This window comes from Methylobacterium sp. D53M (genome assembly GCF_053345625.1).
The window spans coordinates 639,149-653,010 of the sequence record NZ_JBKFAL010000001.1 but is presented as its reverse complement, the minus strand read 5'-3'; the positions used below and the strand labels follow the sequence as shown (position 1 = coordinate 653,010).

Annotated in this window: 13 protein-coding genes; 4 read left to right on the top strand and 9 right to left on the bottom strand. The window is 72.3% G+C overall.

What is annotated here, in order from left to right; all coding sequences use genetic code 11:
• Positions 1–130 precede the first annotated feature (130 nt).
• Positions 131–1,117: a CorA family divalent cation transporter gene (locus ACLBYG_RS03085; RefSeq protein WP_447680562.1), complete on the bottom strand. Its 987-nt coding sequence runs from the start codon at positions 1,115–1,117 to the stop codon at positions 131–133.
• A gap of 211 nt (positions 1,118–1,328) precedes the next feature.
• Between ACLBYG_RS03085 and groES the strand changes: the two genes are divergently transcribed.
• Complete coding sequence (groES, locus tag ACLBYG_RS03080) at positions 1,329–1,619, top strand: co-chaperone GroES (RefSeq protein ID WP_012317542.1); 291 nt, start codon at positions 1,329–1,331, stop codon at positions 1,617–1,619.
• Between the two features lie 71 nt (positions 1,620–1,690).
• The gene (gene groL, locus ACLBYG_RS03075; protein ID WP_447680561.1) at positions 1,691–3,331 is read left to right on the top strand and encodes a chaperonin GroEL; all 1,641 of its coding nucleotides are present in this window, start codon (positions 1,691–1,693) and stop codon (positions 3,329–3,331) included.
• 100 nt (positions 3,332–3,431) lie between these two features.
• Here groL and ACLBYG_RS03070 read toward each other — a convergent pair whose 3' ends face one another.
• From ACLBYG_RS03070 to ACLBYG_RS03035, 8 genes are all read right to left on the bottom strand, one after another.
• A complete protein-coding gene (locus tag ACLBYG_RS03070) occupies positions 3,432–3,722 on the bottom strand; it encodes a hypothetical protein (protein WP_447680560.1) in 291 nt (96 codons plus the stop codon).
• A 295-nt stretch (positions 3,723–4,017) separates the two neighbouring features.
• Positions 4,018–4,530 carry a 5,6,7,8-tetrahydromethanopterin hydro-lyase gene (gene fae / locus ACLBYG_RS03065; protein ID WP_012317540.1) on the bottom strand — a complete coding sequence of 171 codons (513 nt, stop codon included), beginning with the start codon at positions 4,528–4,530 and terminating at the stop codon, positions 4,018–4,020.
• Positions 4,531–4,768: 238 nt separating this feature from the next.
• The gene (locus ACLBYG_RS03060) at positions 4,769–5,608 is read right to left on the bottom strand and encodes a triphosphoribosyl-dephospho-CoA synthase (protein ID WP_447680559.1); all 840 of its coding nucleotides are present in this window, start codon (positions 5,606–5,608) and stop codon (positions 4,769–4,771) included.
• Positions 5,605–6,513 (bottom strand): ATP-grasp domain-containing protein, encoded by a 909-nt coding sequence (locus ACLBYG_RS03055; RefSeq protein WP_447680558.1) that lies wholly within the window; start codon positions 6,511–6,513, stop codon positions 5,605–5,607. Before ACLBYG_RS03055 ends, ACLBYG_RS03060 begins: the two co-directional genes overlap by 4 nt.
• A gap of 121 nt (positions 6,514–6,634) precedes the next feature.
• The gene (gene mch / locus ACLBYG_RS03050; RefSeq protein ID WP_020091841.1) at positions 6,635–7,609 is read right to left on the bottom strand and encodes a methenyltetrahydromethanopterin cyclohydrolase; all 975 of its coding nucleotides are present in this window, start codon (positions 7,607–7,609) and stop codon (positions 6,635–6,637) included.
• Positions 7,606–8,757 (bottom strand): ATP-grasp domain-containing protein, encoded by a 1,152-nt coding sequence (locus ACLBYG_RS03045; protein ID WP_447680557.1) that lies wholly within the window; start codon positions 8,755–8,757, stop codon positions 7,606–7,608. The genes mch and ACLBYG_RS03045 overlap by 4 nt, the downstream gene beginning before the upstream one ends.
• Positions 8,758–8,779: 22 nt before the next feature.
• A complete protein-coding gene (locus ACLBYG_RS03040) occupies positions 8,780–9,673 on the bottom strand; it encodes an NAD(P)-dependent methylenetetrahydromethanopterin dehydrogenase (protein ID WP_447680556.1) in 894 nt (297 codons plus the stop codon).
• A gap of 86 nt (positions 9,674–9,759) precedes the next feature.
• Positions 9,760–10,737, bottom strand: coding sequence for a beta-ribofuranosylaminobenzene 5'-phosphate synthase family protein (locus tag ACLBYG_RS03035; RefSeq protein WP_447680555.1), 978 nt, complete (start codon positions 10,735–10,737; stop codon positions 9,760–9,762).
• Positions 10,738–11,135: 398 nt separating this feature from the next.
• Between ACLBYG_RS03035 and ACLBYG_RS03030 the strand changes: the two genes are divergently transcribed.
• On the top strand, positions 11,136–12,206 hold the full coding sequence (locus ACLBYG_RS03030; protein ID WP_447680554.1) for a formyltransferase: 1,071 nt from the start codon (positions 11,136–11,138) through the stop codon (positions 12,204–12,206).
• A complete protein-coding gene (locus ACLBYG_RS03025) occupies positions 12,200–13,846 on the top strand; it encodes a formylmethanofuran dehydrogenase subunit A (RefSeq protein ID WP_447680553.1) in 1,647 nt (548 codons plus the stop codon). The genes ACLBYG_RS03030 and ACLBYG_RS03025 overlap by 7 nt, the downstream gene beginning before the upstream one ends.
• Positions 13,847–13,862: the final 16 nt, after the last annotated feature.

The window sequence follows — 13,862 nt, the reverse complement described above, 5'->3', positions numbered from 1 at the left end:
TAAGAGTTGCCTGACGGAAATCGAATGCTTGGAGCGCCGCGCCGTCTGTGCGTCCGTAACCGGATCGATGCCATCGTCGAGATTGCATCTAGATGTAAACTTAGTCAGTGCCGAACCGTACTTGCGAATATCAGAACCAGCCGCGCATGCGAAAGTATACGATCGGCGCGACCGCGCTGATGAGGATCAGGCCGAGCGCGTAGGGATATCCGAGCGCCCAATCCAGCTCGGGCATGTGCTTGAAATTCATGCCGTAGATCGACGCGATCAGCGTCGGCGGGACGCCGACCACCGAGACGACGGTGAGGACGCGGAAGACGTTGTTCTGCTCGATGGTGATCAGGCCGAGGGCCGCGTCGAGCAGGAACTGCACGTTCTCGGCGAGCCGCGTCTCGAACTCGTCGAGGGATTCGATGTCCCGCTTGATCGTCTCGAAGCGCGCATCCTCCGGCAGGCCGAGGCTGTCGCAGGCCGCGGCGACGAACGGGATGATCCGTTCGAGCCCGAGCAGGCTCGACCGGATCTTGCCCAGAACCTTCCCGCGGTTGCTGATGCCGCGCAGGATCCGGCGCAGGGCGAGGTCGCGGCGCCGGGGCGGCGGGCTCTCCAGGCGCCGCCGCTCGGCACCGCGGACGTCGAAGTCGAAGATGCGGGTCGAGAGCGTGTCGAGTTCGGAGCCCATATCCTCGAGGGCGTCGGCGAGGCTGTCGACCAGTTCCTCCAGCACGACGAGGAAGATCTCGCTCGGCGTCGTGCTGCCGTCGCCGTCGGCGATACGCTTCGCGGATGCCTCGAAGGCGCGCAGGTCGTGGAAGCGGATCGTGACGAGGTGATCCTTGGTCAGCAGGAAGCCCAGCGGCTTCAGCTGCGACGCGCTCTGCTCGAACGTGATCATCGGGGTCGAGAGCGAGAGGCCGCCCTTCACCCGGCGCAGGCGGCTCGACGTCTCGACTTCCGAGAGCGCCGCCCGCGACGGCACCCGCAGTCCAGTCGCGGCCTCGACCGCCGCGGCCTCCTCCGGCGTGGGGTCGTTCAGGTCGAGCCACACGGTGTCGCGCGCGATCGGGCTGCCGGGTCGCAGCGCCACCGGGCCTTCGGGTCCGTGCAGGCTCAGCATGAGAGCGCGTTATCCATGAGGGGGAACGGGGCCGCCGGCGCGTCATCGCACCGTCGCGCGGGGGTGCGACAGCCTTGACTCGGAACCCGCCCGCGCCTATCTCGCGGCCGTCTTTGGCACTCGCCGAGACAGAGTGCTAACAGTCGAGTTTGCGAGCGGTCCCGCCGGCCGCATCAACGCCAACTCAAGACCTGAAGCAAGAGGGCAGCTCATGAAGTTCCGTCCGCTGCACGACCGCGTGGTCGTCCGTCGCATCGAGAGCGAAGAGAAGACCAAGGGCGGCATCATCATCCCGGACACCGCCAAGGAGAAGCCGCAGGAGGGCGAGGTCGTCGCCGTCGGGCCCGGCGCCCGCGACGAGCAGGGCCGCGTCAACGCGCTCGACGTCAAGGCCGGCGACCGCGTCCTGTTCGGCAAGTGGTCCGGCACCGAGGTCAAGATCGACGGTCAGGACCTCCTGATCATGAAGGAATCCGACATCATGGGCGTCGTCGCCCTCTGATCGGATCACCCGTCACCGCCCTTTGAGGCCGTCCCGGACTCGGGGTTCAATCACTAGCTAAGAGGCACACAATGGCAGCGAAAGACGTTCGTTTCTCCGCCGACGCCCGCGATAAGATGCTGCGCGGCGTCGACATCCTCGCCGACGCGGTGAAGGTGACGCTCGGCCCGAAGGGCCGCAACGTCGTGATCGAGAAGAGCTTCGGCGCCCCGCGCATCACCAAGGACGGTGTGACGGTCGCCAAGGAGATCGAGCTCGCCGACAAGTTCGAGAACATGGGCGCCCAGATGGTGCGCGAAGTGGCCTCGAAGACCAACGACATCGCGGGTGACGGCACCACCACCGCGACCGTGCTGGCCCAGGCCATCGTCCGCGAGGGCGCCAAGTACGTCGCCGCCGGCATCAACCCGATGGACCTGAAGCGCGGCATCGACCTCGCCACCCAGGCGGCCGTCAAGGACATCACCTCGCGCGCCAAGAAGGTCTCGACCTCCGACGAGGTCGCCCAGGTCGGCACGATCTCCGCCAACGGCGACAAGGAGATCGGCGAGATGATCGCCCACGCCATGCAGAAGGTGGGCAACGAGGGCGTGATCACGGTCGAGGAGGCCAAGACGGCCGAGACCGAGCTCGACGTTGTCGAGGGCATGCAGTTCGACCGCGGCTACCTCTCCCCGTACTTCATCACGAACGCGGAGAAGATGGTCGCCGAGCTCGAGGACCCCTACATCCTCATCCACGAGAAGAAGCTCTCGTCGCTCCAGGCCATGCTGCCGGTGCTCGAGGCCGTCGTTCAGACCGGCAAGCCGCTCCTGATCATCGCCGAGGACATCGAGGGCGAGGCTCTGGCCACCCTCGTCGTCAACAAGCTCCGCGGCGGCCTCAAGGTCGCGGCCGTCAAGGCGCCGGGCTTCGGTGACCGCCGGAAGGCGATGCTCGAGGACATCGCGATCCTGACCAAGGGCCAGATGATCGCCGAGGACCTCGGCATCAAGCTCGAGAACGTGACGCTCCCCATGCTCGGCCGCGCCAAGCGCGTGCGCATCGAGAAGGAGAACACCACGATCATCGACGGCGTCGGCGAGAAGTCCGACATCGAGGGCCGCATCTCGCAGATCAAGGCGCAGATCGAGGAGACCACCTCGGACTACGACCGTGAGAAGCTGCAGGAGCGCCTGGCCAAGCTCGCGGGCGGCGTCGCGGTGATCCGCGTCGGCGGCGCGACCGAGGTCGAGGTGAAGGAGAAGAAGGACCGCGTCGACGACGCCCTCAACGCCACCCGCGCGGCGGTCGAGGAAGGCATCGTCCCGGGCGGCGGCACCGCGCTGCTGCGCGCCAAGAAGGCGGTCGCCGAGCTGAAGTCCGAGATCCCGGACGTGCAGGCCGGCATCAAGATCGTCCTGAAGGCGCTCGAGGCCCCGCTCCGCCAGATCGCCCAGAACGCGGGCGTGGAAGGCTCGATCGTGGTCGGCAAGATCACCGACAACACCTCCTCGGAGACCTTCGGCTTCAACGCCCAGACCGAAGAGTACGTCGACATGATCCAGTCGGGCATCGTCGACCCGGCCAAGGTGGTGCGCACCGCCCTGCAGGACGCGGCCTCGGTCGCCGGCCTGCTGGTGACCACTGAGGCGATGGTCGCCGACGCGCCGAAGAAGGACAGCCCTGCTCCGGCCATGCCGGGCGGCGGCATGGGCGGCATGGACTTCTAAGTCCGAGCCATCCGCTGAGACGAAGGAAGGGGGTCGCCGCGAGGCGGCCCCTTTTCTCTTGGCGCCGGCCTGCCGCGGTGGCCCGCGGGGCGCGGGCCGGTCAGAGGCCGCGACGCGACGCTTCGGCCGCGAGACGCGCCCGCACGGTGGCGATCAAGGAGTGCCGGACGCGCTCCGTCGCCTGGAACGGGATATCGAAGTTCAGGCTGTGGTAGATCAGGGACCGGATGCTGTCCTGATCGGGATCGTCCGCGCCTGACTCGATGAAGTCGAGGATCCAGGCATGGATCGCCGCGTGATCGGACGTGTCGGGATCCGTGGCGAGGACCAAGTGGCCGCCGTGAATCCAGTCATCGCGCAGGGTCGCGGACACATCGTCCGATGCAGGCATGACCTCACCTCGCGGCTCTGCCCGGTGCGGCCGGGACGATAGAGTATCCGCGCGCGCCGATCCCGTTCTCCATCAGCGGCCGCGGAGCTTCGACGCCGCGTCACCCGTACGTCGGCGCCGCGCCCGGCCGCGATGTGGCGCGGCGGTCCGGGCGGTGGGCGATCAACAAAAAACGGGACGGCTCGCGCCGTCCCGTTCAGGGGCCTAATTATCGGCCAAGGAAGATCGAAGCCAGTCGCTGGAGCAGGCCCCGCGGTGCGGGCGGAGGCTCGCTCTGCCCAGGACCGTCCCCGATCTAAGCGTTGGCGGCGAAGGGGTGCTGCGCCGAGTTGCGCTGCTCGGTGACCGTCGAAGCCTTCGGCTCGCCGTTCACGGCGCGCTGGATCGACAGCTTGGTGGCCTCGTAGTTGTACTTCTGGATCTTGGCGTCGTCGGCCGCCTCCCAGTGGATGAACACGCCGACCAGGATGTACAGGTCGTCGGCCTCGTCCGCCGGGATGATGCCCTCGGCCACCGCGTCCTGCACGGCCTTGGCAACGCCGTGCTGGGCCGGGCCGAACATCTGGACGGCCTGACGGGCGTCGTTGATGGTGACCTTGTTGAACATCAGGGTGTTCGGCTTGCACGGCAGGTTCGGCGCGATGACCGCGAGCAGGCTGGTGAAGCCGTGCTTGTTGTTCACGAGGCCGTTGCAGAAAGCCGTCTCGGCCGGCGAACCGCGCGGTCCGATGATGAGGTCGATGTGGGCGACCTCGTTGCCGTCGCCGACGAGCGCTTCGCCGACCTGAACCTTGGTGATCTTCGCCATTCGGTGTCTCTCCCTGGATTCCGAAATAGAGCCGCGCGCCGGGCGGTGCCGCGGCCGGGAAGCCATCCTTGTTATCGGCGCCCGACCATGCCGGCCGAGCCGGTTGGGCCGAGCCGGTTGGGCCGGACAGCGCGGCGGACCCTACAGCGGGCCCCTGCGGCTCACAACCCGCGCAAGGCCCTGACACGAAGGAATTTCCATCCGCCCGGCGCTATGGACACCGGATCGTGCACGCGGCTCAGGCCAGCCGGGCGCCGGCGCCCGCGAGCGCGTCCCAGAACAGCGTCGCGACGGTGAAATCCGCGCTCGTGCCGGGATTGATCGACCGCGCCTTCAGCGACGCGTCGAGGGCCAGCAGCGCGTCGACCGGCCGCGCGGCGAGATCGATCCCGGCGAGTGCCGCCTCGACGTCCCGGCGGACGCCCTCGGCCGCGGCCGCGCCGTGCTTGCGCGCGACGTGGCTGTCCGGGACGGCGCGCAGGAAGGCGAGGTGGATCGCGGTCGTGCACCAGGTCGGGTCGAGCCCGGCGGCGCGGGCCTCGCGCAGGGCGGCGAGCCCGATCGCCGGCACGTCCGCGAAACCCGTGACGTAGGCGCGGGCGATCCGGTCCCGGTCGGCGGCCTCCGCCATGGCGTCGCGCAGGGCGCCGGGCGCCGCCTCGGCGACGTCGTGCCGAGGAGCTTGGCCGAGGCCGCCCGGATTCGCGCGGCGGATGCCCGCGAAGACGGCCTCCGAATCCGCGCCGTCCAGCGTGTCGAGCACCGCCGCGACGGTCCGGTCCTCCTCGGCCGCGACCGCGAGCGGCGCGCAGAGCAGCAGGATGCCGAGATTGGTGTTCTGGCCCACCGCCGCCACCGTGGCGGCGACGCCGTCGCGGACCCGCGCTCCGACGCCCGCGCCCGGGCGGGCCAGGGGCGGGGCCGAGACGTCGGCGCTCGTGACGAAATCCGCCAGCACCATGCGGTGGCCGGGCGCGTAGGCGTGGACGTTGCCGGGCTTGAGGGCGTCGAGCTCCGCGAGGCAGGCCGCCCGGTAGAGCGTGCCGATCAGCGCCGCGTCGAGGCCGGTCCCGCTCATGCCACCACGAGCCGGGGGCGGCTGGCGCCGCGGGCCGCGGCGAGGAAGCCGCGCACCACCGCGGCGGCGATGTCGGCCTCGCACACGGTCTGGAGCCCCGACCAGGCCGGCATGGAATTGACCTCGAGGACCGAGAACCCGCCCTCCCCGTCCTCGACGAGGTCGACGCCGGAATAGTCGACGCCGACCGCGGCGGCCGCCGCCTCGGCCAGCTCGGCGGCGGCGCGCGGCATCGCCCAGGGCAGCGGCCGGCCGCCCCTGTGGACATTGGTGATCCAGCCGTCGCCCTCGCGGATCATGCCGGCGATCGCCCGTCCGTCGCAGACGAACACCCGGTAGTCGCGCCACAGGCCGTCCCTGCGCGGCACGTAGCGCTGGAGGTAGTAGACCCGGGCCACCGTCTCCTCGTCGGGCAGGTCCTCCGGGCGCTCGATCAGGGCGAGCCCCTCCCCCTGCGAGCCGAACAGCGGCTTCAGGACCAGCGGCGCGCCCGGCCGCGCCTCGGCGGCGACCAGGGCCGCGGCCGCCTCGCGCTTCGAGAACACCCAGGTCGCCGGGGTCGGCAGGCCGGCCCGGTCGATCAGCAGCGAGGTCGCCGCCTTGTCGACCGAGCGCTCGATCGCGGTCGGCGCGTTCCAGACGGTGACCCCCGCGGCGACCAGGGCGTGCAGAACGCCGAGCCGCATCGTCGTCGCCTCGAAGGTGCCGCCCGCGATGGTCCGCATCAGCACGCCGTCCGGCAGCGCGTCAGCGAAGCCCGGCACGCGCAGCGGCTCGCCGCCGCCCGTGACCACGGCCACGTCGGCGAGGGAGAACAGCACCGGCTCCACGCCGCTCGCGCGCAGGGCCGCGAGCAGGCGGTTCTTGTGCCAGGTGCCGTTATCGGCCGCGAGCCCGATGCGCATGGGGGTCCTGATGGGGTCCTGATCGTCACGGGGCCGCCCGCCTCCGGGGCGGCCCGAGGTTCTGTCGCTCGGTGGAGCGGACTGGGGACCCCGCCGCGCGGGAGGGGCGCCCCGCATGCCCTCAGGCGAAGGACGCGTCGACCAGCGTCGGCTCCAGGCGGCCGCCGCGGTAGGTCGCGCCGGAGCGCACCGACGTGACGATCGCCTCGGCCGGCGAGAACAGGGCGCCGTCGATCTTGTAGAAGTCGCCGTTCACCCGCGCGAAGATGTCGGCGAAGGGCGCGCCGTGGTCGCTCGAGGTCGTGGAGGGCAATTGCTCGGCGAGCTGCTTCGCGTCGGCATCGTCGGCGTCCACGAAGAGCTGGACCCGGCCGCCGTAGATGATCGCGTCGTTGGTCCGGCCCATCGCCTTGATGAAGTCCGGGTGCGGCGGCGACAGCGGCGCCGAGCCGATCCCGTCCACGATGGCGTGCAGGTCGAAGCCGACCGTGTGGGCCTTGTGGAGGGCGACTTCCAGGACGCGGGCCACGACCTGCGTGGAGCCGGCGAGGCTCTGGGTCGGCGCGAAGATGAAGGTCAGGTCTTCGGGCTTGAGGCCGGAGGCCTCCGCGACCTTGGCGACGACGCTCTCGGGCGGTCCGCCGGCCGCTTCCAGCACGAGGGCGGTCTTGGTGGCGGAATCGCGGAAGCCGAGTTCCTGGTACAGCTCCTCGACGGCCGCAACCGCGCGGCCCGGGCCCGAGCCGAGGGCGAAGAAGCCGGAATCTCCGGTCTCGTCGGCGAGGCTCCAGCCCGCGTACTGGCTGCCGAGGCAGGCGAGCACCGGGTCGGCGGAATGGACCGTCACCGAGTACGGCCAGGACGCGATCGGCCCGCTCGGCGCGATCGTGACGGTGCCGAGGCCGCCGAGGCAGATCTCGGCGATGCGCCGCCCGGCCTCGATCGAGCCCCGCGCCTGCGCGCCGGCATCGACCATGCGGGCGCCGCCGGCGGCCTGCGACACGGACAGCCGCAGGGTCGCGGCGTCGGCCACGAGCCGCTCGACCAGGGGGCCGGAGAGCGCGTTGATGCTGGGATAGGACGGGCTGGCACTCATGACGGGGCTTCCTCGGGGTGTGTTTTCTTCGCCGCGCAGACGGCCCGCAGGTGTGCCGTCCGCGTTTCCAACAGGGCGAGCACCTCCGCCCGGTCCGCGCCTTCGGCCAGCACCGTGCAGAGCGGCGCGTCGCGGCGGACCGCCGAGCCGGGGCACGGGCGGTCGCGCACGCAGTCCGGCCAATCGAGGTCCGGCACAGGCGCAAGCTCACGGTCCGCGTAACAGATCTGCGCGGCCGCCGCACCCGCCGGATGCGGGCCGGGCTCCGGCATCGTGCCGAGGCAGGCCGCGATGTGGGCCGCGAGCAGCGGCGTCCCGCGCCGGTCGAGGACGTCGAGGGTCGCGCCGGGCCTCGGGTTGATCTCCGTGAGCCACCACTCGGGCCCGTCGACCAGCAGGTCGGCGCTGGCGAGGCCGCGCAGGCCGGTCGCGGCGACGATCCGCTCGGTCCCGGCGGCGACGGCCTGCACGACGTGGGCGGGGAGCGCCGGGGATTCGCCGGCGCCGCGGGCGAGCGCCCCGGCGTAACGGAACGGCCGGATCGGCGACGGCGCGCACCATTGCTCGGTGACCGCGAGGACACGGATCGTTCGGCCGTCGGCGAGGACGTTCAGGGCGTGGGGCCGCCCCGGCACGCGCGCCTGGAGATAGTGGCCCGCCGGCGCGGGCGACCGGGTGGCCGGCCGGATGTGGCTGCCGCCGGAACCCCCGATCCGCTTGACCAGCCAGCCCGCGGGGTCCGCCGGCGGCGCGGCCGTCACGGCCGGATGCGGCACGCCGAGGCGCGCGCACAGGGCCGCGAAGGCCACGGGATCCTTCAGGGCGGCGACGGTCTCGGCCGAGGCGCCGATGAGCCGGTGCCGCGCGGAGAGGCGCGCGATCAGGTCGGGCGCGTCCTCGAAGCCGCTGCCCAGGATCAGGCCGACCGGGTTCCCGGCCAGCGCCGCGAGGTCGTCGAGCGCCGCCAGGGTGGCGTCGGCGGCGGGGCCGGTGCCGAAGCGGCCCGGCAGTTGCCGGTAGGCCTCGGCCAGCGCGCGGGTGTCGGAATCGCCGAACAGGTCGGCGACGTAGGGCCGAAGCCCCGCGCGCCGCGCCGCCTCGGCCAGGGTGCGCCCGGCCTGCGCGGCGATCAGGACCGCGTCCGCCATCGGCATCCGGTCCGGGAGCGGCCTAGCCGGCGATCTCCACGGCGAGCTCGTAGGCGTCGCGGAAGTCGAGGCACAGCGGCGTGTCGGAGGCGAGCATCCGGTCGAACAGGCGCCGCTGCGTCTTGTACTTCACGTCGCCGACGGCCAGCGCGCCGATACCGACCCCCTTGCCGGTGGGCAGCGTGACGTCCACCGCGTTGACGTCGATCCCCGCGATGCCGGCGGGCGGCACGGCGTTGACGTCGGACGCCACGAGCAGCTTCGGCGCGGATTTCAGATCCTCCGCGGTGAGGATCGGGATGCCCGCCGGGCCGGCCGAGAGGATGACGTCGGCGTCGCGGATGGCCGCGCGCCGGTCGTCGGGCGTCGTGCCGTCGACGGCGCCGACCTCGATGCCGAAGCGCCACTTCATCGTGAAGGCGATCTTCGAGACGCGCTCCTCGCCGTCGTGGCCGACCAGGACTGTGGTCGCGCCCTGCAGGGCGCCGATCACCGCGGCCACGTAGGCGACGACGCCCGCGCCGCCGAAGATCACGATGCGCTTGCCCTTGAGGTCGGTGTTGAACTTCTGCCGCAGGGCGCGGGAGACCTGCGCCACCATGGCGGCGCCGGTGGTGAACGAGCCCGCCGGGTCGGCGAAGACGTGGTTCACGAAGGGCGGCACGAAGGCCTTCTTGGCGCGGTCGACCATGTCGAGGGCGTCCTCGGCGTTCTTGCCGCCGATGAAGATGCCCGTCCGCGTCCCGTCGGCCGGCGACCGCGAGAAGATCGAATCCTGCGTCAGGGTGACGACGTCGGCGAGGCTGACCTCCGCGTAGGTCACCACCGTCTCGAAGCCGGCATCCACGGCCATGTTCACGTCGAACGGGCTCATGTGCCGGAGCGGCGTCAGCATGTGGAGGATCGAGCGGGCCATGGAATCCTCGTGCGGCGCGCGAGAGAGGCGCCTTCCCTCCGTCCAAACCCGGAGCGGCGCCCCGGGTCAAGCCCGGGGCGGCCAGCTCACGCCGGACCGGTTACCGAAGCGCCACCGTTGCGGCCCCGGGCGATGACGAACCGGAGGGGGCCGCCCCGGTCGAGGCCGGCCACCAGGGCGCGGGCCTCCGCCTCGGACGGGACCAGCGCGAAGCCGGTCGGCCCCCAGGAGGACTGGCCGTAGCCCGCGACGCCCCGCGCGGCGACGCTGGCGAGCGCCTCCGCCACCGCGGCGCTGGCGTAGCGGCCGCCCTGATGGGGCGCGAAATGGTCGCCGATCAGCGTCTGGATCCGGGTGATGCCCGCGCCGAAGCCCTGCGGCTCCGCCAGGGCGACGGCGGGCAGCACCTGCATCAGCGCGATCCGGCAGATCTCGGCAGCCTGGGCCTCGGGGAAGCGCGGCAGGTCGCGGAAGGCCTCGACCTCGCGCGTCCCGTGCACGCCGGCCATGCTCGGATCGAGGATCAGGACGATCCGCCAGGCCTCGGGATAGGGCAGGCGCGCGATCACCGGCGGCGGCCCGCCATCCGCGCCGCGGCCGCCGTCGACGATCAGGCCGCCCTCCGTGAAGGCGCACAGGCCGACGCCGGACCGGTTGCCCCGGTCCAGGGTCGCCGCGAAGGCCTCCGCCGCGAAGGGCTCGCCGTTGAGGCGCGCCATCGCGGCCGCCACCGCGAGGGCGAGCTGCGTGCCGGAGCCGAACCCGGTATGGGCCGGGATCACCCGCTCGACATCGATGGCGACGTCCCCGCCGCGCCCGAGATGGGCGGCGGCGGCCTCGACGTAGCCGCGCACCCGGTCGGATTCCGGGCCCGTGACAGTGGGCCGGGTCGCCCGGCGGGCGGTCAGGACCAGGGACGGCGCGTCGATGGCCAGCCCGATGCTGCCGAAGCGGCGGCCGAGCCCGCCATGCAGGTCCAGGAAGCCGAAATGCAGCCGCGCCGGCGCCTCGACCCGCACGGTACCGTCCGCCGTCGCCTCGTTCCGTTCGGGGACCTCGCCCAACGCTCTTCCCTCGAATCCCGTCTCGAATCCCGCAGGTCCGGCCCCTGCGCGGCGCGCTTGTCACACGCGGCCCGGAACCGGGCAACGTGGACGCGCGCGGATCGTGCCCGCCGACGGCGCAGGACTGATCGATCGCGGAGAGCGCGCGCGGCGGTGAACCGATACCCGCGATTCACTTCCCGACGCGCATCGCCGCCGGACCCCCTTGCCGCGGTGCGCGGATGAAGGCAAACCTAGGCCCGCGACGGCGCGCCGAGTTTGCCGCCTGCCCGGACATGCCGGGCGGATGAGCCATTCCGATTCGGTGGGGAACCCTCGGGCTCGAGGGGCACCCGCTTCGTCCGGTCTTACGGCCGTCGCCCGCTCCGAAACCAAGCAAGAACGTTGCGAGAGGGAGCATGGCAGCCTGGGTGAAGGGTGGCGCGACGGACGCGGGCACCGCCATCGAGGCGGCCGCATCCCTCCTCGCCAAAGCGCGCGCGCCGGTGATCGCCGGCCTCAGCGCCGACGTGGCCGCGATCCGCGCGGCCTACGATCTCGCGGGGCGCCTCGGCGCCTCCGTCGACACCGCCGGCGCGGCCGGCACCTACGCGGACCTCGGGGCGCTGAGCCGGGTCGGGGCGCTGACCTCGACACCCGCCGAGGCCGTCGGGCGCGCCGACGTGGTGCTGGTGGTGGGCGCCGCCCCCTGGCAGGCGCCGCTCCTGAAGCGCCTCGTCGACGGCAAGCCCGGCCGCGGTCGCGCCGCCGGGTCGGACCGCACCCTGCTGGCCGTCGGCGCCAACGCCACCGCGTCCCTGTCCTGGCCGGCCGAGGGCGGGCTGACCGAGGCGGTCGGCGTGCTGCGCGCCCACGCCCGCGGCCACCTCGCCGGCGATGATCTGCCCGGCCAGATCGCCGCCCGGCTCGCCGCCGCGCAGTACGGAATCCTCCTCTACGACGCCGCCGAACTCGGCGAGGTCGGCATCGAGATGCTCCAGGGCCTCGCCATGGAGCTCAGCGAGACGACCCGCTGCTTCACCCTCGCGGTCGGCGGCACCGGCCAGGACCGGGCGGTGGTGCCGGTCTCGGCCTGGCTCACCGGGCAGGCGCCGCGCAGCGGCTTCGGGCGCCGCGTGCCCGAGCACGATCCCTGGCGCTTCGACGCCGCCCGGCAGGTCGCCGCCGGCGAGGTCGACGCCGTTCTCTGGCTCGGCGCCGTCCCGGTGTCGCGCCCGGACTGGCTGTCGAACGTCCCCTCCGTCGCGCTGGTCGCGGACGGTGAGGCCGGAGCCGCCGAGGTGGTGATCGCGGTTGGCCAGCCCGGCCGCGACCACGGCGGCGTGTTGTGGAACGAGCAGCGCGCCGCGCTGACCTTCTGGCCGGCCTCGGCGCCGTCGGATCTGCCGTCGGCCGCGTCAGTGCTGGGCGCCCTGAAGGAGCGCCTGGTCACGGGCCCGGCCGCGTCGAGGAGTGAACCCGCATGCTGAGCGTGATCCGGGGCGGGCGCGTCGTCGATCCGACCGCGTCCCGCGATTCCGTGGGCGACGTCTGGATCGAGGACGGCCGCGTGATCGATCCGCCGGGCCGCGAGCCCGACGCCGTGATCGACGCCGCGGACTGCGTGGTGATGGCGGGCGGCGTCGAGGTGCACTCGCACATCGCCGGCGGCAACGTGATCACCTCGCGGCTGCTCCTGCCCGACCTCTACGTCAGCGAGGCGGCGCCCGACGGCCATCCCTTCGCCCACGCGGGCGGGGCGGCGGCCTGGATCGGCTCGACCTACGCGCGGATGGGCTACACCACGGCCGTCGAGCCGGCGATGCCGCCGACCCACGCGCTGGGCACGCAGCTCGAACTCGCCGACATCCCGCTGCTCGACCGCGGCGCCCTGACCGTGATGGGCAACGACGACCAGCTCCTGCAGCTCCTGCGCGAGGGCCAGGGCGGCAACGCCGTGCGCGACCTCGTCGCCCTGTCGGTCGCCCAGTCGCGCGGCCTCGGGGTCAAGTGCATCAACGCCGGCGGCGCCTCCGCCTTCAAGGACGGGGCCCTGCGCCTCTCCCTCGACGACGAGATCCCCTGCTACGGGCTCTCGACCCGGCAGATCCTGGGCTCGCTCCTCGACGCGGTCGAGGAGATCGGCGTGCCGCACCCGCTGCACGTCCACTGCAACAACCTCGGCCTGCCCGGGGCCGACGACAGCTTCATGGCGACGCTGGACGCGGCGGAGGGACGGCGCATCCACTTCGCCCACGCGCAGTTCTACGCCTACGGGGCGGTCGACCCGGCCAATCCCGGCACCGGCGGCTTCCGCTCGGCCGCCGAGCGGATCGCGCAGGCGATCACCGACAACCCGAACGCCACCCTCGATATCGGGCAGGTCGTGTTCGGCCAGACCGTGACGGTGTCCCTCGACATCCTCCGCCAGTTCGCCGGCCGGAAGGGCGCCAAGCCGAAGAAGTGGGTCCTGAACGCGGGCGATGCCGAGGGCGGCGGCGTGGTGCCGTTCCTGTACCGGCCCCGGGGCCCGACCAGCTCGCTGCAATGGGCGATCGGCCTGGAGATCATGCTGCTCTCCACCGACCCGGAGCGGACGATCCTGACCACCGACCACCCGAACGGCGGCCCGTTCACCCAGTACCCGCGCATCATCCACCTGCTGATGGACAAGTCGGAGCGCGACCGCGAGATCGCGACGCTGCCGAGCGTGGTCGGTGAGCGGTCGAGCCTCCCGGGGCTGGAGCGCGAGTACACGCTCTCGGAGATCGCGCAGCTGACCCGGTCCGGACCGGCGAAGCTCCTCGGCCTCGCCGACCGCGGCCACCTGCGGGCCGGCGCCCGGGCCGACGTCGCGGTCTACCGCGACGACGCGAACCGCACCGCGATGTTCACCGCCGCCAAGCTCGTCCTCAAGGACGGCGTGCCGATCGTCGAGGACGGCGAGGTCGTGGAGTGGCGCGCCGGCCGCACGCTGTCGCTGACCGTCGAGTCCGACAAGGCCATGGCGAAGCGCGCCGACACCTACCTCACGGAGCGGTTCGGCGAGGGCCTCGACAGCTTCGCCGTGCCCGACGCGGCCTTCGGCGAGGGCCGGGAGAACTTCGAGGCGGTGCCATGCCGGGCGTGATCAGCGGGGCGAGCCG